This window comes from Rhodanobacter thiooxydans (assembly GCF_021545845.1).
Classification (GTDB): Bacteria; Pseudomonadota; Gammaproteobacteria; order Xanthomonadales; family Rhodanobacteraceae; genus Rhodanobacter.
In genome coordinates, this window is the sequence record NZ_CP088924.1 from 196,742 (window position 1) to 218,064 (window position 21,323).

General features: G+C 67.7%; 28 protein-coding genes. 26 read left to right on the top strand and 2 right to left on the bottom strand.

Annotated elements, in window-relative coordinates:
* The first annotated feature begins 17 nt into the window (after positions 1-17).
* The 26 genes from LRK53_RS19040 (at position 18) to LRK53_RS19170 (ending at position 20,122) form a co-directional block, all read left to right on the top strand.
* On the top strand, positions 18-398 hold the full coding sequence (locus LRK53_RS19040; RefSeq protein ID WP_235642750.1) for a hypothetical protein: 381 nt from the start codon (positions 18-20) through the stop codon (positions 396-398).
* Positions 399-465: 67 nt separating this feature from the next.
* A complete protein-coding gene (locus LRK53_RS19045) occupies positions 466-1,329 on the top strand; it encodes a hypothetical protein (protein ID WP_235642751.1) in 864 nt (287 codons plus the stop codon).
* Between the two features lie 68 nt (positions 1,330-1,397).
* Complete coding sequence (locus LRK53_RS19050; RefSeq protein WP_235642752.1) at positions 1,398-2,063, top strand: hypothetical protein; 666 nt, start codon at positions 1,398-1,400, stop codon at positions 2,061-2,063.
* 144 nt (positions 2,064-2,207) lie between these two features.
* A complete protein-coding gene (locus LRK53_RS19055) occupies positions 2,208-2,594 on the top strand; it encodes a hypothetical protein (RefSeq protein WP_235642753.1) in 387 nt (128 codons plus the stop codon).
* Between the two features lie 137 nt (positions 2,595-2,731).
* The gene (locus LRK53_RS19060) at positions 2,732-3,262 is read left to right on the top strand and encodes a hypothetical protein (protein WP_235642754.1); all 531 of its coding nucleotides are present in this window, start codon (positions 2,732-2,734) and stop codon (positions 3,260-3,262) included.
* 309 nt (positions 3,263-3,571) lie between these two features.
* Positions 3,572-4,081, top strand: coding sequence for a hypothetical protein (locus LRK53_RS19065; protein ID WP_235642755.1), 510 nt, complete (start codon positions 3,572-3,574; stop codon positions 4,079-4,081).
* An 81-nt stretch (positions 4,082-4,162) separates the two neighbouring features.
* Entirely contained in the window at positions 4,163-4,687 is a 525-nt protein-coding gene (locus tag LRK53_RS19070) for a hypothetical protein (protein WP_235642756.1), read from the top strand.
* Positions 4,684-5,268: a DUF262 domain-containing protein gene (locus tag LRK53_RS19075; protein ID WP_235642757.1), complete on the top strand. Its 585-nt coding sequence runs from the start codon at positions 4,684-4,686 to the stop codon at positions 5,266-5,268. The genes LRK53_RS19070 and LRK53_RS19075 overlap by 4 nt, the downstream gene beginning before the upstream one ends.
* Positions 5,269-5,288: 20 nt before the next feature.
* On the top strand, positions 5,289-5,747 hold the full coding sequence (locus tag LRK53_RS19080) for a hypothetical protein (RefSeq protein WP_235642758.1): 459 nt from the start codon (positions 5,289-5,291) through the stop codon (positions 5,745-5,747).
* On the top strand, positions 5,744-8,641 hold the full coding sequence (locus LRK53_RS19085; RefSeq protein ID WP_235642759.1) for a hypothetical protein: 2,898 nt from the start codon (positions 5,744-5,746) through the stop codon (positions 8,639-8,641). The genes LRK53_RS19080 and LRK53_RS19085 overlap by 4 nt, the downstream gene beginning before the upstream one ends.
* Entirely contained in the window at positions 8,631-9,368 is a 738-nt protein-coding gene (locus LRK53_RS19090) for a hypothetical protein (protein ID WP_235642760.1), read from the top strand. Before LRK53_RS19085 ends, LRK53_RS19090 begins: the two co-directional genes overlap by 11 nt.
* A gap of 111 nt (positions 9,369-9,479) precedes the next feature.
* Positions 9,480-9,731 (top strand): hypothetical protein, encoded by a 252-nt coding sequence (locus LRK53_RS19095; RefSeq protein ID WP_235642761.1) that lies wholly within the window; start codon positions 9,480-9,482, stop codon positions 9,729-9,731.
* 57 nt (positions 9,732-9,788) lie between these two features.
* Positions 9,789-10,160 (top strand): hypothetical protein, encoded by a 372-nt coding sequence (locus LRK53_RS19100; protein WP_235642762.1) that lies wholly within the window; start codon positions 9,789-9,791, stop codon positions 10,158-10,160.
* Between the two features lie 99 nt (positions 10,161-10,259).
* Positions 10,260-10,703 carry a hypothetical protein gene (locus LRK53_RS19105; protein WP_235642763.1) on the top strand — a complete coding sequence of 148 codons (444 nt, stop codon included), beginning with the start codon at positions 10,260-10,262 and terminating at the stop codon, positions 10,701-10,703.
* A gap of 61 nt (positions 10,704-10,764) precedes the next feature.
* On the top strand, positions 10,765-10,968 hold the full coding sequence (locus LRK53_RS19110; RefSeq protein ID WP_235642764.1) for a hypothetical protein: 204 nt from the start codon (positions 10,765-10,767) through the stop codon (positions 10,966-10,968).
* A 349-nt stretch (positions 10,969-11,317) separates the two neighbouring features.
* Positions 11,318-11,632, top strand: coding sequence for a hypothetical protein (locus LRK53_RS19115; RefSeq protein ID WP_235642765.1), 315 nt, complete (start codon positions 11,318-11,320; stop codon positions 11,630-11,632).
* An 11-nt stretch (positions 11,633-11,643) separates the two neighbouring features.
* Positions 11,644-11,925: a hypothetical protein gene (locus LRK53_RS19120; RefSeq protein ID WP_235642766.1), complete on the top strand. Its 282-nt coding sequence runs from the start codon at positions 11,644-11,646 to the stop codon at positions 11,923-11,925.
* Between the two features lie 109 nt (positions 11,926-12,034).
* Positions 12,035-12,697: an esterase/lipase family protein gene (locus LRK53_RS19125; protein WP_235642767.1), complete on the top strand. Its 663-nt coding sequence runs from the start codon at positions 12,035-12,037 to the stop codon at positions 12,695-12,697.
* A 78-nt stretch (positions 12,698-12,775) separates the two neighbouring features.
* Positions 12,776-13,879 (top strand): DNA polymerase III subunit beta, encoded by a 1,104-nt coding sequence (gene dnaN / locus LRK53_RS19130; RefSeq protein ID WP_235642768.1) that lies wholly within the window; start codon positions 12,776-12,778, stop codon positions 13,877-13,879.
* A gap of 122 nt (positions 13,880-14,001) precedes the next feature.
* Positions 14,002-14,679 carry a hypothetical protein gene (locus tag LRK53_RS19135; RefSeq protein WP_235642769.1) on the top strand — a complete coding sequence of 226 codons (678 nt, stop codon included), beginning with the start codon at positions 14,002-14,004 and terminating at the stop codon, positions 14,677-14,679.
* Positions 14,676-15,134, top strand: coding sequence for a hypothetical protein (locus tag LRK53_RS19140; RefSeq protein ID WP_235642770.1), 459 nt, complete (start codon positions 14,676-14,678; stop codon positions 15,132-15,134). Before LRK53_RS19135 ends, LRK53_RS19140 begins: the two co-directional genes overlap by 4 nt.
* Entirely contained in the window at positions 15,131-15,628 is a 498-nt protein-coding gene (locus LRK53_RS19145; protein WP_235642771.1) for a hypothetical protein, read from the top strand. Before LRK53_RS19140 ends, LRK53_RS19145 begins: the two co-directional genes overlap by 4 nt.
* Before the next feature lie 93 nt (positions 15,629-15,721).
* Positions 15,722-16,537 carry a hypothetical protein gene (locus LRK53_RS19150; RefSeq protein WP_235642772.1) on the top strand — a complete coding sequence of 272 codons (816 nt, stop codon included), beginning with the start codon at positions 15,722-15,724 and terminating at the stop codon, positions 16,535-16,537.
* 242 nt (positions 16,538-16,779) lie between these two features.
* Positions 16,780-17,619: a hypothetical protein gene (locus tag LRK53_RS19155; RefSeq protein WP_235642773.1), complete on the top strand. Its 840-nt coding sequence runs from the start codon at positions 16,780-16,782 to the stop codon at positions 17,617-17,619.
* Between the two features lie 302 nt (positions 17,620-17,921).
* A complete protein-coding gene (gene rdgC / locus LRK53_RS19160) occupies positions 17,922-19,157 on the top strand; it encodes a recombination-associated protein RdgC (protein ID WP_338109857.1) in 1,236 nt (411 codons plus the stop codon).
* Positions 19,158-19,168: 11 nt separating this feature from the next.
* Positions 19,169-20,122, top strand: coding sequence for a hypothetical protein (locus tag LRK53_RS19170; protein ID WP_235642774.1), 954 nt, complete (start codon positions 19,169-19,171; stop codon positions 20,120-20,122).
* Positions 20,123-20,131: 9 nt separating this feature from the next.
* Here LRK53_RS19170 and LRK53_RS19175 read toward each other — a convergent pair whose 3' ends face one another.
* Both LRK53_RS19175 and LRK53_RS19180 read right to left on the bottom strand, forming a co-directional pair.
* A complete protein-coding gene (locus LRK53_RS19175; RefSeq protein WP_235642775.1) occupies positions 20,132-20,332 on the bottom strand; it encodes a hypothetical protein in 201 nt (66 codons plus the stop codon).
* Between the two features lie 60 nt (positions 20,333-20,392).
* On the bottom strand, positions 20,393-21,172 hold the full coding sequence (locus tag LRK53_RS19180; RefSeq protein WP_235642776.1) for a DsbC family protein: 780 nt from the start codon (positions 21,170-21,172) through the stop codon (positions 20,393-20,395).
* Positions 21,173-21,323: the final 151 nt, after the last annotated feature.

Sequence of the window (21,323 nt, forward strand, 5' to 3'; positions counted from 1 at the left end):
CTCACCGAGGAGATCCCATGGCCACCGGTACCGGCACCATCCCATCGTCGCTGACGATCAACGGCCAAGCATACGTGCCCGGCACGGCCGCGTTGCAGCGCGTGGACGCGGCGGGCCGGCCGGTGGTGGGGAGCTTCATGCGCGACCGGTGCGGCATCCGCCTGTACGGCCTTGATGGCCAGCCGTTCGCGTACGTGAAACTCGATCGCACCGAGAGCTGGTTTGTAAGCTGCTCCCGGGTCGAGGGCCGCGTGCGCTACATGTTCGCGCTGTCCGATCCCGACGCCCGTCGTCTGGGCTTCAACCCTAGCGCTGCCGATGCCTACCGTCAGGAGCACGAGGCGGCGGCAGATGTGCGCCGGCAGGTTCTCGCTGCCGAGCGCGCGTGCGCTGCGTAGTCCACGCACCGTGGACGCCCATTCAAGCTCGGTCGGTCCCGGCCGACCCGTAGACCAGGCATAGGAGATGCAAAACGAGATGGCGCTGAGTGTGGCTGACGGCGTGGACTTTGGTCTTCTGGTGGTGCTCGGATACCTGGCGTGGAAGCGCAAGGGCCCATTCGTTCCGCCGCGGTGGCGGGCCTACCGGTGGCTTCGGCGGATTCCCACCCGGGCGTGCCTTGTGGCGGCCGCCCTCGGGGCCTTATCGATCGCGGTGATCATCCTCGTGACGCCGAGGTGGCAGTACGCCGGCACGTCAGCGCGACTCCTCTTTGACATCGCCCTCAAGCTCGCGCTCATCCCGCCTATGGTTCCGGCGGCCCGCCTGCTCATCGTGCCTGGGCGCCCAGCGGAGAAGCGCAAGGGCTTCCCCGCCGAGTATCAGGTCACCTTCGAACGCAACTCCGCCACGGAGGTGGGACTGCACGTCCGGCGCACGGACGGCTATCTGTCGGTCCTGCGCCAGCGCCTGCCGAGCCGAGTCGCCAACCTGAGCCTGGCGGTCAACGCCGTCTTGGACCACCGCGCCAGCCTGTTGGCGTGTGGCGTTCGCTATGTCCGCGTGACGTCGCCAGATCTCAGCGCAAAGGCCATGGCGCACCTGGCTCGACACATGGGGGCGGTTCTGGGTTCCTCGTCCGGTGAGGGCGCTCTCTCGTGGGAGCCGGTCCCACCGCGCCCCCTAAGTCGATGGAAACGCGTGGTGGTGCGGGCGCTGCGGGCGCGTGAGCCGCTCCGCTCGCTGGTGGGCGCGTGGACGTTCGTGCTGTTCTCGGTGGCGGGCGTAGTGTGGCCGCCGGCCTGGGTGCGCGCGGTGAGGGGCATGCGTCGGATCTGGGTGGCCAGCGCCGAGCCACTGGTCGAGCGAGGCGTTCGCATCACGTTGTGATGGCCCCTCGGTGTGCCAGCGCCCTGGTACACCGGGCGCCGATTGATCCGCGGTGACCCTGTGGGATCATGAAGCCCAGACATCTGGAGGGGCGCACGCCCGGAGGAGGCGCGATGGCGAGGTCGAGGGACAAGGTGCAGCAGCAGGGGTTTTGGGACGCCGAGGTGACCAAGCCCGGGCATGACGCCGTGGTGGTCTGGGTCGACGACAATGCGGATGTGGTGATGAGGACCGCCTTTCCCGAGCTCTACGGTCGCGGCTGGCTGGCTGACGACGTGGAGTGGGGTGTGGACGACGCCAGACGGGCCGAAGCAGAGGTTGAGGTTGCAGCATTCATGGAGGGCATGCCTCGGCCTGATCCGCGCGTGAGGCGCACAACTTGGGAGCACGTGCTGCGCGAGGAGGAGATGAGGCCCAGGTATCAGCCGCGAAGCGTGGGATTCGCGGACCTCATCATCGAAGCGGAACGTCCGATGATCTACGTGCGCCAGGAGGACGCGCCGAGCCGGCGGCTCTCCCTTGCCATCGGATGGTTTCGCATTGGGGGTCACCACGGCGTGTTGGTCGAAGCCAAGTCCGCCCTTCCTACTCGGGGTGATTTGATCCGGCAGCTGCGCCACTACGGAACCGTGTTTCGCGGGCCGATGGTGGTCGTGTCGCCAGACGACACATATGCCAAGTTGCTTGCCGCTCAAGGCTTTCGATTTGTCCGGTGTCCGAGCGCGCTGGACTGATCGCGCCGGCGGTGAGCCGGACCGAAAACCCGGTCCGCTCGCCGTCCGCTTTCGCCCGGCCGGGATGAGCGGTCACCGATAGTCTGTGCAGGTGCCTCCCGCATCCTGCGGTCGCACAGGCACCGCAAGGAGGCCGCCTTGAACGTGAACTCGACCCTTCGCTACTCCTTGGCTGCGCTGGTGACCACCGCGGTGCTGGCGGCAGTGGCCGTCCATCACCTCAACGGCGCCACGCATCGCCCGGTGCATTTCAAGCTCAAGGACCGATGGTGCCGCGAGCTGCGCCAGGCGCAGGGAGCGAAGCCCGCCCACGCGGTCCCGTGCACCATGACGGCCTACCTCGCGCACTCGGACATCGGCTGGGTGGGCTATGGCTACAGCGACAACGTCACGGGGCAGTGCCTGCTGCTTCCCTACGACACGATAGATCGCGGCTCCTTCGACATCGACACGGCGGCGCCGGCCCTCGACGCGCTTCCCGTCAGCTGCAGCACCCAGTGGGCGCCCTTTCACCCGCACATGGGCCTGTAACGGGCTATCGCATAACGCCGTGAACTTTGCCGCGCGGCGCGGGCCGGCACGATAGTCGTACCTCTTCACCGGGAATCTCTTCATGCCTTCTATTGCCCCCCCATGTGCGCGCCGGCACCAGCGCCGCGACACCGTGGGTGCTGAACGCACTGCGTGGCACCGCATGTGTGGCGTTGCTGTTGCTCTCGCCGTGGACCCGTGCGCACGAGGCCAGCGCGCTGATCGACGTTCGCATCGAGCGCAATGGTGAGCCGGTCGAGCGCGCCAGCGTCGCCGCGATGATGGGCAAGGCCGCGGTGGTCGAGGCGACGCGTTCGTTCGACGTCGACGTGGCGGCATGCGTGGGGACCGGCGCCGGCGGACGCTATCAGGAGGGTGGCCACGGCAAGGCCGGCGTCACGGTAGCGGTCACGCCGGTCGCCGACGGACACGACATGCTACAGGTGTCGGTCTCGCTGGCCAGTGCGGAGGTGGCGCGCATGGTGCCCATTCAGTCCGGTCCCTGCCGAGGGCAAACGCCGGCGATGATCAAATTCGATGCGAAGGCAGGTCTGAACCTTCGCCCCGGCCAGCCGCAGCGCTGGCAGGTGGGGGAGTACGAGGTCACCGTCGAGCTTCGCGCGCTGCGCCATGCCAGCGGCACCGCCGCCGGCGATCTGAGCGCGTAGCTGCCGGCACGAGTTATCCAAAGGCGCTGTGGACGGAGCTGGGGATAACTGCCCGCGCGCCTTGCCGGCCCTCGCCGACGACGGCGTGGGCACGCACTACTCACCGCCGACGCCCGGGCCGCGCGCTTCCCGGTCCCGAAACGACACGCCGCCGACCCGTCCTTCCGCCGATCCCCGGTGTACGGCCGGCCTTACCGTGTACGGCGTCCCCAAGCTGATCTCGACCCCATGATGCCCCGAACATCCCACCTCGATCCTCTGCGCCCCGCGCGCAGGCGCAGCGGCTCTCGCGCGTTCCGGCGCGACTCGATGCGTGTCGATGGCCCGAGCGCCGACGGCCGCGTTACCGAGCCGGCGCGCCATCTGTCGGAGCATGCGTGCCTCTCGGACAGGGAGGTCATGGTGCTACGGGAACAGGTCGATGACCTCGGTGCGATCACGGTGGTGGGGGTCGATCTGCGCATCTGGAGCGTGGTGGCCTACGCCGCCGCCGCCGTCCAGGTCGCCGGCGCCCTGTTGTTCCCGCCACACTGGCCGACGCTCCTCGCCATTGTCGTGGTGTTGGCCATGGGAGGCTTTGCCGAGTGGGCGTCAAACCGGGCCACCAACACGTCCACGCATGCGCGATGGCGCCTGGAGGACGAACTGGCCCGTGCGACCGATGCGGACATGGCGTGGGTGCGCGCTTACGCCAGCCTCTGTCCTGAGCTCAACGCCACGTTGGCGTCGTGGACCGCCGATGGCCGCAGGGTTCGGGAGCGCGACGTGGAGGCGATCCGTCGGTATGTGCGCGCGGAGGGAACACAACGCACACGCTGAACCGAAGGCGCGGAATTGCGCGCATCTTTGCGCCGGTCGGTCGCGGGGCACGCTGGAGATCCACTCCCACCCGAGCGACCCATGACCCCCGTGGCGATCACCTTCAAAGGCCTGCGCAGCTTTGCTTCCCTCTCGCACGAGACCATGTGCTATCGGGCCACGGTCTACGTGCAGGGGCAGCGGGTCGGGACGATCGAGAATCGCGGCGACGGCGGGTGCTCTCATCTTGTCCTGGTTGATCGCTCGCCCGAGGTCGCCGCACTCGTCGAGCAGGCGCGAGCCTTCGCGCTCACGCAGAGCTGGACGCTCGACTCCAAGGCGTACCGCTATCAGCTGCTGGAGGACTACATCGACGCCTTGGTGGCCGTCGAGGCGGACCGGCGCGCGATCGAGGACCGTTGTCGACGGATGCTGAAGGGGCGCGTCCTCGTCGTCGTTGATCAGAAGCTTTTCGAGGTCAGAGCGAAGCCGAGCCAGGCGGTCTACGAGGCTCTGCGCGCGCGCCATGGGAAGGACGTGACGATCCTCAACGAGCTGCCCGCGGCTGAAGCGGCGGCGATCTACGTGCGCCACGCGACCGTCGGCGATGCCGAGGAGACCGCGTGAACGCCCCGCATGCCGCCGGTGTCCTGCCCGCACCCATCCTGAGTGGCACCGATCGCTCTTTCGACATCGAGCACCTGCTCAGCATGGCGCCACCCACGCACCTGCGAGCCGGTGAGCGGGAGCTGCTGGGCCTGGTGTTGCCTTCGTGGCAGCGTCCCGCCGTCTGGTCGCGATCGCAGCAGGTGCGATTCATCGAGGGGATCTTCTTGGGTCTCGGCACGGGCTACTACGTCACGACCGCATGGGATTGGACGAGTGAGAGTGCGCGGCTGCCCTTGGCTGGGCTCCTACTGGACGGACAGCAGCGGCTCGGTGCGCTGCGTGACTTCGCGGCGGGTGAGTTCGCCGTCTTTGGTGGAACACGGTTCGCGGACCTGTCGATGGCGGACAGGCGCCGGCGCTTCTATCGCCTGTCGTTTCCCTCCATCGAGGTGTCCGCCTCCGATGAGGCGACGTTGCGCGAGATCTATGACCGCCTGAACTTCGGCGGGACCCCTCACACCGACGAACAGCGTGCCGGCGCCGGGGACGGTTTTCCTGCCAACTTTGCATCCGGCGCAGCCCCGGATGCTGTCCAGTGACCCCGAACGGAACTGATCCTATGCCCGTACTCCCCGCAGCTATCCTGCCCCTGGTGCCCCGCTGGCAGGCCGAGCAGGCCCGTGTGGACCCTGAGCACTGGTTCGCCGAGTACAAGTTCATGCAGGACGAGATCGACGAGCTACGTGACCAGCTCGACCTCGCCCTGGCGCCCATCGAGCAGGCCGCGCGGTTCGATGCCTGGGAGACCCTCGGCCCGATCGGCGAGTGGGTGGCCATCACCGAGGCGGAGTTCAACCTACTGCGCGCCCATGGCGTCGGCCGGCAGCAACGGCGCGTGATGCAGTCCCCACCAGACCCCGATGGAGCCATGCCGCTCGCTCGCGCCATGGCTATGGCTGACCTTGTGTCGCCTTCGCCCAGCGCTGCGAGCGCCGCGCTGCGCACCCTGCGCGCCCGCATTATCGAGCTGGAGGCTGTCGCCTCTGGGACCGGCGCCGCTGCGGAGCGCCGCCAGTGAGCGGCCTGGCGGTTCGGCCCGGGCACGCTGCCGGCGGCGTCATCGTGGAGCGCCTGGCTGGCCCTGCGGCAGGTCAGTATTGGCGCGCCCGACACGAGATCACCGGGCGGCACGACGCGCGGGGGAGCTACAACGGCGTCGACGCCGGTGTGGTGCTGTTGCTGCAGGAGATCGAGACCGCGGACGGCGACGACCACGTCATCGTGCTCGCGCCCCATCCGAGTTGGGATAGCTGCTACCAGATCCCGCTGCGCATCCATGCCGACGATTTCGAGCGGGACTGGGAGCTCGCCCTAGACGGGGGCGCCGTGCGCCAGGCTGAGATCGCGCAGCTGGTCGACGCCATGCGCCTGACCCAGGAGGCGATGAGCCACCCGCCGCCGGACGATCCCGGCGCGCCGCGCTTGACTGCGGAGCCCCGGCTCAATCATGGCAGCGAGACCGGGCGTGAGCTCGCTACCGAGGCCGGGCTCACCGCGATGACCGAGCATGCCGCCGCGCTGAAGGTGGCGGCCGACGCGCAGGTGGCGTGGATCAAGCAGCACAGCGAGGAGCTGGGGGACCAGGCCGGGGCGCTCGCGCGCTTCCACGAGGAGAAGGCCAGCGCGCTGTTGGCGAAGGCGCGGGGACAGTTGTCCGATCTGGACCGCATCCGCGGCATGGTCACGAACCTCCAGATCTACACCGGGCAGGGCGTCGAGGTGCTCCCGTTGGCGGCCGGCGAGCCGGCGCCTCGTGAGGAGCCACTGGTCATCTACCAGGATCTTCTGAGCTTCGACGAAGAGCTGCTGCTGTGTCTGGACCAGGGCGGCCTAGATCACACGATGGTCGATCAGGTCGCCAAGGCGCTGGAGGACCCGGCGCTGGTGCGTCAGATGATCCCGTCGCCGCGCGGCGCGGTACTGGTTCGCTTCCGCGGCGGCTACAAGGAGTTCGTCAAGGGTAGGGCGGGCGACGGCGAAGAGCGTTCCGCGGCGATCAACCGTTACAACGAAGCGATGAGCAAGGAGTCCATGCGGCACCACCTGCTCTACCGCGACGGCGCGTCTCTCTCGCTGATTTCGTGCGATGAGGTGCTGCCGAACATCGAGCAACTGCTGCCCAGCGCGGCCGAACAGGCGGCGCACTTCACGCGGCGCAGCTTCAACTGGAAGAGTCACGGTTACGACGAAACGCCCATCACGCGTGAGGACATCGACTACGCCAAGGCACAGCGATCGCAGCTGGGCACCCTGACTGACTTCGCGCGAGTCCTCGTGATCCTGTGGGGACTGCACGATCGCACTGCGCTGATGGAGGCCAGCGGCATTCCCCGCTTCTCCAACTGGCTTGATCCCACCTTCCAAGCCGCGCATCTGCGCCTGGTGAGCTTGGATAGCCTCATCGCCGAAGAGCGCCCATCGTTCGCCAGCTACCGGGAGGACTGCAACCGCTTCCTCGGCGCCGGCGTCATGGTGGCCGTCAACGCGCGCCAGGCCATGACACCCACGGCCGCTCCCGGCGCCTACCGGCGCACGTGGAACGATGCCTTCCAGGTGTGGGTCCCTGACGAGGGGGTGGTCGTGAGCCGCGTGGCGTATGTCAAAGGTCAGCCGACCGTCACGGTGGCTACCCGGCACGCCTACGATCGCGGCCGCACGCGCAACGTCAAGGTGGTGCTCGAGCACTCCGGCGCCTACCTGGTCCTCGAGCGCGCGGAGGCGGGCCAGCTGCGCCACTACCTCGGCAGCCGGCGGGCGCGCAGCGACTACGCCGCCTTCGTTTCGCTGTTCCGCGCGGCGCTGGAGCACGTTAGCAATCGCGACGCGTACGAAGCGCCGTGGCAGATGTGGGTGGTCGGCGCCGTCACGGACGCGGGTCTTACCCGGGATGGCGCGCAGGCCGAACGCGCTGCGCGGGTGGCCCGGTCTGTGGTTCGGTGCGGACAGAAGGACGGGCGACTGCCGCCCGACCCGGCGGACGCCCCCGCGACGCTGCGTACGGCCATACTCAATGCCGCGCACGCGGCGCTGGCGGACCACGCCTCACGCGTGAAGGCGGTCGGTGACTGGTGCGAGGCGCAGGGCTGGTCTCCGGTGGCGCTGACGCACGACGGGCGCGACCGGTGGCACCTCTATCGTGAAGCGACCCCCGTCGAGCGCGATCGACGCATCGGTGACTTCCCCTGGTGCGTGCGCTGCACCCTGAGCTTTGCGGGCGCGGGCGCTCCGGCGAGCGACGCACAGGCCATGGTGTCCTACCGTCTGCGCGCGGGCGAGCAGGTGGTGTTTGCGTGGGACGGCTCCGATCGTTGGGCGCGCACCACTGCGCCTGCCGGCATGACGCACGCGCGGCTGCTGCAGATTCTGAACCTTCCCGCCGCGACCTCGCTGGCGCTGGAGGACATGCACGGCGTCGTGGACGCCCTGATCGCCTCTGCGACGACATACAACCGCGTGCACTCGCGGCGCTACGTGTCGCGCGAGCCGTGCATGTTCCCCATCGGCACAGTGCTTCAGAAGGGAAAGGCCAAGCTGCTGGTGATGCGCGTGGACGCGTGGGACGCGGCTTTCGCCTGGGGCGACGACGCCCAGAAGGAGCGCGTTCGCTCGTGGATCCAGCGCACCTACAACCAGCCCGCCCATGCGCTCGCGCGGCTTGCTGGCGACCTCGAGCCGGCGGTGGGCGTGGTCGCGGTCGAAAACGTGACGTTGCGCGAGGGCGCGCTGTGGTTCGACGCGCCCTACGGCGATCGCACGGACCGAGCCGCATGGGAAACCGGCCGGCGCACGGGTGATCGCCGTCTCACAACCCTGTCGCCGGTCGGAGCGCGCCTCGTGCCCTGGCTGGCTCCCCTGTGCGAGGCGCCCACTCCATCCATCCACTGTTCCGAGGAGGTCAATCATGGGTCCTGATAGCCCGATCACCGCTGTCGCTGCGTCTGTCCACGCCGCTCGTCTGCGGGATTTCCCCGAGATCGTCTACGTCGATCGAGATTGGGAGCGCCATCGCGAGTGGTTCGGCGGCATGAGCCGCGAGGAGCGCGCCAAGGTGCACGAGCAGGAGCGCGCCACCGATCAGCTCCAGGGGCCTACCGTGGAGCGGCGCCGCCGGCTGAGTGAGCAGGAATGCCTCGTCACGGCGTTCCCGCAGCTGTGGGGGAGCACGGCCCTCGGATTCGGAGGCATGGGCGGTTCTGCGATGACCACGGCCTACACCGTTGTCGTGGAGTCGTCGGTCGTCGGCCAGCGCGCGGTGTACTTTGGGTCATCCGGGCGCCTGGCGTACATCGTTCCGATGCGCGGCCCTCACGAGGAGACCTTTCAGCAGGCGTTGGCCGCACGCTCGCTTCCGTCCGTACGAGACGCCGCGGCCCTTGGTTGGGTTGGCCACGATCCAGCCGCGGTGACCGGTGCGGTGGAGCTCACTGGCGCGCAGATCCACCAGTTGGCGCAGTTCGCCGCGGCGCAGGCGGCGGCGGGGCTGCTACCCGGAGCCGAGGGTGGCGTGCCGGGGGACCAGCAGATCTATCGCATTGAGAGCCGCACGGTTGGAAGCAAAGCGCCGGGCATCTATGTGAGTAGTCATAAGGGCGACCCGGAGGGCGGTGTTCTCCTCAAAGGCGGTAGGCATACGCCGTGAGGGCCGACACGTCGTTGAACCGCCCGCAGGGGGTTCATATGCTTGGGCCGTTCGGTAGCGCCACGATGGCCACCGGCACGCGAGCGATTCATCAAGGAGAGAGGAGGAACCATGGAAGCGGACGCGAACTACCGTATCGAACATCGCGCGGGCCTGACGATCGTCTTCGGCACGCTGTCGAGCGAGGACATCCCCGCAGTCACCGCGCACGGTTCGGTGGACGATGTGCTGTCGCCGGAACTGGCCGCGGCGCTGAACGCCACCTACGTGTTCGGGCCATCGGAGGCGGTCGACGGGCTTCGTGAAGAGTTGCTTGGCCACGCACCGGCGGGCGCCAGGCAAGAGGCGCAGAAAGGGGCGTGACTTTGCGCCTGATCGGGGCGGGGGACAGTGGCTGCACACCACTTGCCGGAGTGCCCCATGGTCACCTTTTTCGGACTGCTGTTCTTCCTGTGCCAGATCGCCGTCGCGTACGTCGCGTGGCGCGCCGCCACGGTCAATGACCGCGCCCGGACCATTCCCAAGGCGGCTGCCTGGTTCGCGCTTGTGGCTGCATCGGCCTCCATCGGCAGCACGCTCAGCCGCTGGTTCGATCAGCCCACGATTGAGCGGCTCTGGTTGGCGATGGTCTACTGGCAAGAGCAGCCGGTGAAGGCTCTCGCGATCGGCTACGGACTCACCGCCGTCGGCATCGTGTTCGCAGTGGGGGCCGGCGCGATTGCGACGCAGCTCTATGGGTCCGGTGTGGCGCCGCTGCTCGCGGCTCGTAACGGCAACCGTCGGCGCCGCTGACTGGGGTCGGAAAGCAGGCCCCACAAACCGGGTCGTTTCCAGACACCGCGCCAGCGTGCGCCGCCTATTGTGGCCCGATCCTGCCGCCGGAGTGATTCCATGCCAGCAACCCTTGCTCGAACTCTCGGACTGACCGCCGTTGCCATGGTCGTCCTGGCCCTTGTCGCGCCCGTCGGCGCCAATGGCGAGGCGGCAGCATGGGTGGCCCTGGCCGTGATCGCTGCGCTTATCGCCACATATCCAGACACAGAGACGCCACCGGTTCGCACGGACGTCGGTGAGCCGCGTGCGCCCGCTGTCAACCGGCTGGCGAGCCACTGGCGCGCTGACCGCGCGCGAGCGGCCATCCTCGCCCACATGGGTAGGCAGCCGGTCCAATCCATTCCGCTGCTGGCATCATTCATGCGCACCGGCTTGGTCGACCACTCCGAGTTGACCCCTGAGGCGGCGCCCGCGTGCCTGCAGCGGCGAGTGCGCGCCTTGACCGACGGCCGCGCGCTGGAGCTGGCCGAGCTGCTCGGTCTTGAGGTCGAACCACGCTGAGGAACGCGCGCCGTTGTCCGCTGACGACTACCATCCGTCCCATCAATGACGGGAGTGGCGGGTGAGGCGCAAGCACTGGCGCGAGGACGATTTCAAAGCAGCGTTCTGCCGGCTGCTTGCTGCGCGCACGGGCTGGTCGCCCGCGGCCTGCGAGGCTGCGTACGGCCTGCCAGGGCATCGCTTCGGCCAGGAGCCCGCCGATGCCGTTGAGGACTACATCGAGGGCGCCTTGCGCGATCTGGATCGGCCTGCAGCGGTGGACTGAACGTCGCGCCGGCGTGTGGTCGGTCGCCGCCGAAACACCGGCCGCTGCGAGGGGTGTTTCGCAGATTCGGCGCAAACCCGCGGCCCTATGATTTCCATGTGGCCGCACTCCCACACGCCTTCATGTCGAAAGACTCGGTCCGGATCTATGCGGGCAGCATGATCCAGAGTGTACGTTGGCGACCCGCGCCCCCTGTCGGGTCAATGACGTTCCTCCGCAAGGAGGAGAGCGGTCGCAGTCTGGGCACGACGCCTCCCCCCTGGGGCGTGCTTCGGCGCATGGCACCCCCCCTGTTGCCATGCCGTGCCCAGCCTGTGATCTCCTCGCATCACTCCACGGAATGTCGCCCATGAAGACCAGCGCGCTCGTTACGGCCCGAAACCATCGGCCCCATACCGCCAAGGTGCTGGCGCATGCCATCGGGTTCGGCATTCTTGTTGGACTTGCCGTGCTGACCGGACAGCTGCTCTGGGCCAGGATCATGCCGCAGGCCCGCCCCATCGACCTTGCTTCGCTTCCCACGTGCTTCGCCGCAGTCATGGCCGCGGTGATCGCCTATTGTGAAGCGCGCTGGCCGGAACGCACGCTCGGATTCCTGGGGCGCGCCGCCAGCCCGGTGCTCCTGGGCGTCGTGGTCGTGCTCGCCCTCGTCGCTGGCGCCTGATAGGTTTACTGGTGGACGGCAACCCAGGATCGCCGCGCCGGGTGCTGCTGTCACCCTATGCCGCGCCCGAGGAAGTCACGTTGGATTCCCAGCAGCTTGCGACCGTTCGTGCGGCGCTGGAGTGGTACGTCCAATGCGGCCTCGGTGACCACGCGCTGCGTCCGATTGACATCGCCGAGCTGGCCACCGCGTCAGGTGCGTGCGATGCGCTGGCCGACGCGGGCCTCGCGCGCCTTCAAGGTCTTCTGGACGACGCTCACCGAGTGAAGTTGCGCTGGCCTCTGCGCGCCTGACTCCCAGTCGGACGACGAGCGAAACGCCACGACGCAATGCGCTGCTTTCGCCCCTCTATGCCTAGACCTGAAGCCTATCGTGGCCCGGTGTTATCCACCGACCGCCATCATGCCGTACACCATTCACCCCAAGACCGACGTCATTCTCGTACCTGGCTTGATGCGTACCTGCGCGTCCATGGCTGCGGTCGCTGATGTGGCCTTGGCCAGCGGCCACCGGACGGGCCGCTTCCACTACTCGCGGTGTGACGCTCCCGCGGTGATCCAGGCGCGTTTGCAGAAGGTCATCCGCGAAGCACGCCGTCCCGTGGTCGTGATCGGACACAGCTACGGCGGCCTCCTGGCCGTCAGTGCGTGCCGCCACTCGTCCGTCACGCAGCGCGTAAGCGGCATTCTCTGCCTCGGCGCGCCGCTGCGCGGCAGCGCGAGTGCGCGACGGTTGGCGACGTTCCGTGCGGGGCGAGCACTCTTGGATGCCTCGGCGGACCTGCTGGGCGCGGGGCTCGACTATCCGCGTGTGCCGGCGCGGATCGCCATGATCGCCGGCGAGCGCCCGCATGCAGTGGGCCGTCTGGTGCGGACACTGGATGGGCCGAATGATGGGACAGTCGCCGTCGCTGAAACGGCGTGGCCCGGGCTGACGGAGCACATCCGTCTTCCGGTAACGCACCAGGGTCTGCTGGCCGACCGCCGCGTCTTGGCGCATGTGCAGGCGTATCTCGCAACCGGCTCGCTGCTCGGCGAGGCCGGCGTGCCGGCAAGGGCGGCGTGATGCGTGCGGAATTGCCGCTGACTTTGCGCCGGCTCGCGCTCGCCTACGGTGAATGGACCACTCACTGAGGCGACGCCCATGCACTTCCGAATCGCTCGCACCACCCTCCTGCGCCAACTCACTTCCGTGGCCGGCGCCGCGCAGCGCGGCGCGTCGATGCCGATTCTGGAAAATGTCCTGCTGAACTGCGAGGGCAGCCGTCTCACGGTCAAGGCCACGGACCTGGAAATCGAGTTGCAGAGCGTCGGCGAGGTCGGCCAGACGCTCAGTGACGGTGCCATTACGGTGCCGAGCAAGAAGCTCGTGGACATCGTGCGCGCCTTGCCCGATGCGGGGGAGGTCACCGTCAAGCTCACCTCGGGGAAGCTGGCCATCACCTCCGGCAAGGGGCGCTACACGCTCTCCACGCTGCCGGCGACGGAATTTCCCGAAGCCATGAAGGTGGACGATGCGCGGGCCATCCGTGTCGAAGCAAAGGCACTGCGCCGGGTCATGGATCGCGTGAGCGTAGCGATGGCCAAGGGCGACGTGCGTACGTATCTCAACGGCATGCTGCTCAAAGCATCGGGTGACCAGCTCGCATGTGTGGCCAGCGATGGCCACCGTCTCGCGGTCGGTGAGGTGGCGCTTCCTGCGCCGGTCGCGCAGGACTACTCGGCCATCATTCCGCGCAAGGGCGTCGCACAGATCGTGGGCCTGCTGCCGACGGACGATACGGCTGTGACCATCGAGGCGGGCACCGGTCAGGTGCGCGTGGCCGTTGGCGACACCACGCTCACGACCCGCTTGGTCTCCGGGGCATTTCCCGACTTCGAACGCGTCATCCCCACCGGCTTCGCCGGCTCCCTGTCGGTAAGTGCGGGCGAGCTGCGTGAGGCGGTGGGCCGCGCGGCTTTGCTGGCGGAGTCCAAGTACAACACGTTGCGGCTGTCCTTCACCGAGGACGGCATCCGTCTGCACACGAAGGCGGAAGGGCAGGGCAGCGCCAACGAGGACGTCGCAGCGCACACCACCGTGCCGAGCATGGAGTACGGCATCAATCACCACTACCTCGCCGACGCCCTTGACGGGTTCATCGGGGAGACCGCGTGCATCAGCGTGCGCGATTCGGCCACCAGCATGCTCGTCACGGCCGCTGGCGACACCTCGATTCGCCATGTGGTCATGCCGATGCGCATCTGAGGCAAGGGGGGCGCCTACGCGCCCCCATCAGGAGAACCCAACGCATGTCGCAACCTCAATTCCCGCTTCGTCGCGTCGCCCGAGTAGCGCTCGTGGCGGCCGCGGTCGTCGCTACGTCTGCCATGGTCTATCCGCTCGCGCGCGATCGGCTGGCCGACTACCGCGCCAACAAGGCGCTGCTGTCCTCCATGGACGGGATGCGGCCCGGTGGCGACTCGTGGGAAGCATTCACGGCACTGCAGGCGCAGGAGCGTCGTGTCATGCAGGCGACAGGCGCGAAGGCGCCCAGCGCGCAGGAACGGGTGACGGACCAGGAGCGGAAATGGCTACTGTCCGCGCTGGGCCAGGGCAACCTGGTCGCGGCGGCATCACTCTTCCCTGACCCACTGCGCCAGGACGATCCGATCTACGCGCCGCAGCGGTTCCAGGCGATCCGCAAGCAGGCGGCAGAGCGGGTGCTCACGGCCGCCGAGGCGGCGCTGGGACGGCGTGGGGATGCGGCGTACTCCGATCGCTGGATGCTCCACGCGGCCGCGAACATCAATGCGCTCGGCGTCGATCGGCCGCGCAATCCGGCTCAAGCCGCGATGCTCTACGAGGCCGCGTTCGAGGCGGGCGACACGCTGGCCGCATTGGGCGCCGCAGCGATGGCCAAGGAACTGGGGCGGAAGGAGGACGCCTACCGCTGGGCACTCCGCTGTCTCGGTCCATGCCAGACGCCAGGATTCGACCTGTCCGTGTATCAGGCGGGCCTGAGCCTGCAAGCCATCACCCGGGTGCAAAGGAGCGCCGCACCATGACCGATTCTCCCGCTGATACCCCGTCGTTCCACGACGACTATCCGCAACTCCCAGGCTTCGACGCCCTTATGCAGGTCACGGTGCCAAGACGAGTGACGCTTGAGGAGGGAGACCTCGCGTCGCTCGACCAGCTGAGCGAAATCCTCATCCATATCCGCCACCTCGCCACGGCACGGCCGCAGGGCGCGCTGGCGCAGATCGAGATCCTGGCCGGCGCGATGGCGAAAACGCCGAGACTGCTGGCCGAGGGCGTGGCGAACGGCGCCCGCCAAACGCTGGTGTTGGAGCGCCTGGCCGGCGCGCGCGCGCTCGCCCTGGCTGCAGCTCCCCGCGGTGGAGCGGCGCGCTCAGTTCGAGCCGTCATCGACGCGCACTTCCAGTGTCCCAACGCGGGGAACGAACCCGCCATAAGCGGTGTGCTCCAACGCGAGTCCACAAAGGACGCAGGACCGTGAACCCCCCACCGACAGCAGCACTGCTCGTGGTCCAGTCGCGCTGCTCCAGGCACGCGACGCTGAGGGATCGCATCAAGCGCTGGATCATTCCGCCGTATATCCGCCAACTGGTCGCCGGCGGGACCGTTGTCGTATTGATCGGGCGCGCAGGCGTCGGGAAGACGGTACTACTGAACAAGGCTAAGCTGCCGCGTGTCCCTCACGGCGTGACCGCGCTGCCTGACGGCCTGTTCGGTCTCGACGAGCCGGCAGGGCACGCCCAGGCGGCTGCGATCAAAGAGCGCTTGCGCAGCGGTGGCGCCGGGTTTGCGCTGGCGCTGCAGGACGTCACGGACCTGCAGGTGCTTGATCTGCTGCCCGAGCTCGCACAGCGGCCGGTGGTGGAGTTCTTTGTCATCGAGGACGGCAGCGGACGCGTGGCATACGACACCTACCGATGGATAGCGGCGCACTGGCGTGCCAGCCCTCCGGTAAGCGGCCGACTCGTGGCCTGACATTCCGCCGGCGAGACGGCCGGCGCAGATCGAACGGATCTTTGGCCCGCTTGCTGCGCGGTCATCCTCGCTGCACCGCCCGAGGATCCGACCATGCAACAGACCACCCGCCGCGCGCTCGAGGACCTGCAGTCCAACTTCAACCGCGTAGCCGTCAGCCTGCGCGAGCTGATGGCGATCGCCGCCGAGGCCGCAGCCTTCGAGTACGACGCGGTTCCCCTCCATCTGCGGCCTTTCCGCCATTTCGCGCAGCATCCGTCCACGACGCTGGCCGACTTCGCACGCCGCACGTGCGCGGAGGTGGTCGAGGCGATCCGCCGAGAGCTGGCCGGCGCCCACGCGCTCGAGCTCGAGGGTCACGAACGGATCGTGGGAACGTTCTTTGTCGATGCGTCGCGGACGCTGCCCGCAGAGGGATTCTGCTGCGTCCGGATGGGACAGGCGCTGTATGAGGCGTTCGCGGATGGCGCCGCATCGATGGGCCTTCGCCAGGCGGCTGATCGCGTGGTGGATCTCTTCCGTCTCTCTGCTGGCACCGCGCCCGAACAGCGCCGCGGGTACATCGTGCTCGACCTGCGCATGCACACCGACCGCTGGGGCGGGCGACTGTCCTGGTCAAACGATCAGACGCTGGTCCAGGCGTGTCAGGCCATGACGGACGTCGTGTCGGCAATCGACGCGGGAGTCGCCCAGCAGATGCAGCCAGACGTCGAGCGGCTCCGGCGCGTCGGACAGATGAACCGCTGGGAGCCCTCGCGCACGGCCTACGGTCCGATTGGCCCGGTGGTATTGCGGGCGTATCAGAACAAGGTCGAGTTTCAGATCCCGCTCGACCTGGCCGCCCGCATCAACGCCTGCCTGACGGAGCATGCATCGAGCTTCGCCGCCTCGACACCGGCAGCCGCATGACCTGGTTTGGTGGGGCCGCGCGCCCGCGGTAGCGTGATGGGGAATGGGAGCCACGTAGGTGCCCGGGTGTGGTGGAAGCACGGAGCGGTGAAGCCCGCAGCGCAAGGATGATCAATCGCCCAGGAGGGCGGCAGGAGGGCTCGCGCTGTGGTGGCGCGGGCCCTTGCTGTTTTTGGGTCAAGTTTGGCGCGCGCTCGACGGGTCTACGTTCAGTGGACCGCCCCTTGCCGCGAGAGACGTAGATGTCGACCCAAGCCCAACAGGTTCCGCTCGATCTAGCCCCGAGCCACAACCCGAGCATGCACAACCTCCTTCTGGCCGAGGCGCGCATGATCGACGAGTCCCATGCGGAGCTGCACGCGCTCGTCGAGCGGGTGGCCAAGGAGTTTGGGCAGAACAAATGCGCGTCCCTCGTGCGCTACGACCCCATGGGTCGCGCTGAGGCGCTCTACCACGTCCCCGAGCGCCTGTTCGCTGCCATGGTCGACCGCGTGGCCGTAGCGCTGTCTCCGACTGAGACGCCCTTGGTCCTCCCGGTTGATGACTTGCGCTCGCGCTACTTCTCGCACCGGCCCCTAGCCACGCGGGTCCCCTTTACTTGCGTGGATCTGGTCGAGCGTCTGCTCGCCGCCTTCGCGCCCCGTGCGCTGGAACTGGCGTACCAGCAGGCAGCCCTTAGCTTCGCGCGCGTGTTCGGCCTGCGGCACCAAAAAAAGCCGAAGACCGTCGCTGGTCGCCTGGTGCTCGAGCACGGTGCGTCCGTCGACCAGTTCTGGACGCCAGGCCGCTATAGCAGCCAGTCGCAGGAAAGCATTCGCAACCATCTCAACGCTTTGGCGGTCTGCTTGCCCTTCGCCTGTCCGAATTTGGACGCCCGCGCTCTCCGGGTCGAGGTCGCGGGAGTTCTTTGCGATCTCGAATCCAACGGATGGGTTCCTGATCGCGCCTTCCGGGGTGAAGTCGCAGGGGTCCAGATCCGGCTGTTCCAGTCGGCGGTGAAATACCACTTCCCTCTCGCCCACGTGCAGGCATTGAACCTGTTCTGTGTGCAGCACGCACCGGACTACTTCGCCCAGAACTGATCACTCGTAACGAAACGGGCGGTCCTGTGCCGGCTCTTTCGGTGCGCCGCCCCGCCAGCCAACGGAGACACTAGATCGATGACATCGAGCCTCAACGCTGCCGCCCGCGCCGAGCGACTCGCGCTGATTCGCGCAGCCGCACAGCCGGCCCCGCCTGAACCCGTCGCCGCCGCGCCGCGGCCGACAGGCAAGCCCCGCGGAAGCACGCCGGCTGTCGTGCCGCGATACGACGGGCGGCACCGAGCATTACCCAACTGGAACTTCGCCGTACTGCGCGGCGGACGCTGACCGGAGACGACACCATGCTTCCCAGGAACATCACCCTTTTCCGGATCTCCGATGAGGTCGCCAAGGATCTCGATCGCCTCCCCGAGGCCTTGCCCGAGCATCCCATGCGCGAATGCGGCGCCCTTGAGGTCCACACGCGTGGATTCGTGAGTCCGACGGGGACGGAGGGTGAGTTTTGCCGCACGGTCGGCCGCGCGGTCCTGCTGGCGCTGGGGAGCGAGTCGAAGCTCTTGCCGGCGTCTGCCGTGAACCGGGCGCTGCAGAAGAAGGTGACCAAGATCGAGCAGGAGGAGGGGCGCAAGATCGGCGGACGGGAGCGTAAGCGGATGAAGGACGAAGTGGTCACGGAGCTGCTGCCGCAGGCACTGGTGCAACCGGGCCGGACGGATGCGTGGGTCGACCTCAGCCGCGGGTTCGTGTGCATCGACAGCTCAAGCCGCAAGTCGGCCGAATCCTTCCTGTCGAGCGTCCGGGAGGCCCTGGGCTCATTCCCGGCACTGCCGATGGCCCCTGACAACTCCGTGCGGGCCACTCTCACGGCTTGGCTCGCCTCGGCCGACCTTCCCGAAGGCTGGGCGCTGGGCGACGAGTGCGAACTCAAGGACATGGCAACCAGCAAGGGCGCGGTCTGGCGATGCCGCCACGAGAGCCTGGACAGCGAGGAGGTGCGCGAGCATCTGCGCGGCGGCAAGCAGGTCAGTCAGCTCGGCCTGGTTTACCGTGATCGGCTGTCGTTCGTGCTCGATGAGTCGCTGGTCATCCGCAAGATCAAGTTCCTCGACGTGGCGATGGATGACCTCCATGCCGCCGGCGAGCGCGCGGAAGGGGACCTCAAACTGGAGATCGAGGCGCGAGCGATGTTCGTCCACGGCGAAGTCGGCGAGCTGCTCGATCAGCTCGAGGTGATTTTCGGTCTGGGCCGCCCAACTACCGAGGCGGTCATTGATCGCGCGGTGGCAGAGAACAAGACCGCTGAGTTGCCCTTTGGCCCCGTGGTTCCCGATGGGGAGGATGAGGCGGCCTCACTCGAGGCGGCCAAGCAGGTTCTGCGATCCACGGGGAGAGTGTCGATCGCCGGGCTGCAGCGGGCGATGCGCATCGGCTATAACCGCAGCGCCCGGATCATCGAGCAGCTGGAGGCGCAGGCGTTCGTGTCGCCGCCGGACAGCAGCGGGGTACGCACGCTCATCGGTGATGGCGCCCGTGCCGGCAAGAGCGGCCCCCACCACGGCGGCGAGGTGAGCCTGTGAAGCGCGCCAGTATGATCCTTCTGCTGAGCGCGGCAGCGCTCGCAGGTTGCCACAGTGAGCCCCGCATCCAGTTGCGCAAGGGAGAGACTCTGGAAGCTGCGATCGACGCCGCCATCAAGCGCGCACCGCGCCCGGAGGTGGCCAGCGCGACCAAGGCGCGCGATGCGTTCGTTGAGGCCTTCTTGAAGCACCCTCGCGCGGGGTTGCCGGCGCCCGAAGCGGTGGTCGGCATGAAGGTGGACGAGTTCATCCGCTTCACCACTCGGACCCTCAAGGGCAATGCCGATAACCTGGTGCATGCACCGACAGCGGATCCGGCGGCGCCAGACGCAGTTCGTAATTCCTCGCTGCTACGCACATTGCAGCTGGACAAGGAGCTGCTGGAACTCGCCCGAGACCAGGCGCAGCAGGAGGGCCTATTCACAGTCGACCAGTTCGAATGGGCCAAGCCCGCCTTCGTGCCGCCGGTGGATGGTGCGATGGGTGTTGATGACCAAGCGACCTTCGCATTCAACTTCGTCAACCATACCGAGATGGACGTGTATCACCCGGTCTTCCATCTGCGGGTGACGCTTCCCTCAGGCGACGTGGTCTTCGACGACAACCTCCAGAGTCCGGAGGACAAGCGCAGTGATCGCACACCGATTGCGCCCGAACAGCCGGCGCTGCTGCAGTTCACGTGCTGCAATATCGCCACGGCACCGCTGTTCAACCAGGTGATGCGCGAGCTGCCGCTGGATGCGACCTTCGAGTACACGCTGGTGTCGATGGACGACTACACGCGGCGGAACAAGCTGGACACGCGGTCGTTCACCAGCACGCGGTACGCAAGGCTCAAGGCGACGGACGAATGCATCGCGGATCTGCAGAGCCGACTGGTGTCATGGACGCCGCAGTCGGCTGTGGCCGCTTGCCGCGCGAGCCGGCCGGGCGGGGACGGCCTGTCAAGCAGCCGCCCCCGTTGAAGGTAAGGATCAGGGACGATCCTGATCGACCTGCGCGGGAATGACCGCGTAGGAGGCCAGCAGGACACCCGCGCTAACCATCAGGGCGAGGCCTACGCCGTCCAGAGGTGGCTGGCCTTTCACCAGGCAGGTGACGAACGCGGCGCCGGCGCCAACGACGACCGAGATGGCGATGCGCAGGTTGATGGCGAAGGCGGATTCAAGACGCATATCGACTCCAAAAGCGACAAAACCCGCGCGAGGCGGGTCTTGTGCGTGTGGCAGGTGGGATCACGGAGCGACGGCGGCGACCTGGGCCTTCTTCTGGCCTTGCTGCAGCTTGCCCAGGAGCGCGGCCGGCGGCAGGAAGCCACCGAGCTGGCGGCCGGTTTGGTCGTAGATGGCAGGGGTGCCTTCGATCCCGAGCTTGTCGCCCAGCGCGTACATCTTGGCGATGTCGGCACTGCGCGCGCAGTCAGCCGGCTGCACCTTGCCACCGGCGACCACCGTGGCGTAGGCCGCCTTGCGGTCCTCGGCACACCAGACCGACTTCATGGTTGCCATCTCCGGAGACTGCACGCCGCCACGAGGGAAGGGCACGTACTCGATCGCGATGCCCGCGTCCATGTAACCCTGAAGGTTCTTCTGGATCATGTGGCAGTAGGGGCAGCCGGTATCAGTGAACACCGTCACCGTGTACTTCGGGTTCTTCGGTGAGAAAACGATCTTGTCCGCGGCCGGAATGGTCTTCAGGAGCTCCACCCGGACGTCACCGAGTGCTTCGTCCGTCAGGTTGCTGTGTGTCTTGGTGTCCAGCAGCACGCCGTAGAACAGGTACCGGCCATCTTCGGTCGTGTAGAGCACCGAGCCGTCGGCGATCACGCGTTTGAGTCCCGGGATCGGCATGTCGTCGATCGAGCGGATCACCGCTTTGTCGTTGATGGCGCGAACGGTGTCGCGGATCGCCTGGTGATCGGTGGGTCCCGCGGCCCCAGCAACGGCGCCAACGGAGGCGGTGAGAGCGAGGGCGCCGGTGAGGGCGCGACGGGCGAGTCGTGAGAAGGTGGGCATGGCCGTCCTTTGGGGGTGGAGTGAGCGCCGGCGTTGACGCGGCGGATGGCCAGAATAGGAGTCGCGGGCCGGCGGCCAGCTCCGAAACGCCCCGGATTGGCGGGCTCGTTTCCCATCCGCCTTCACCTTCCCCGCGCCTATCGTGCGCAGC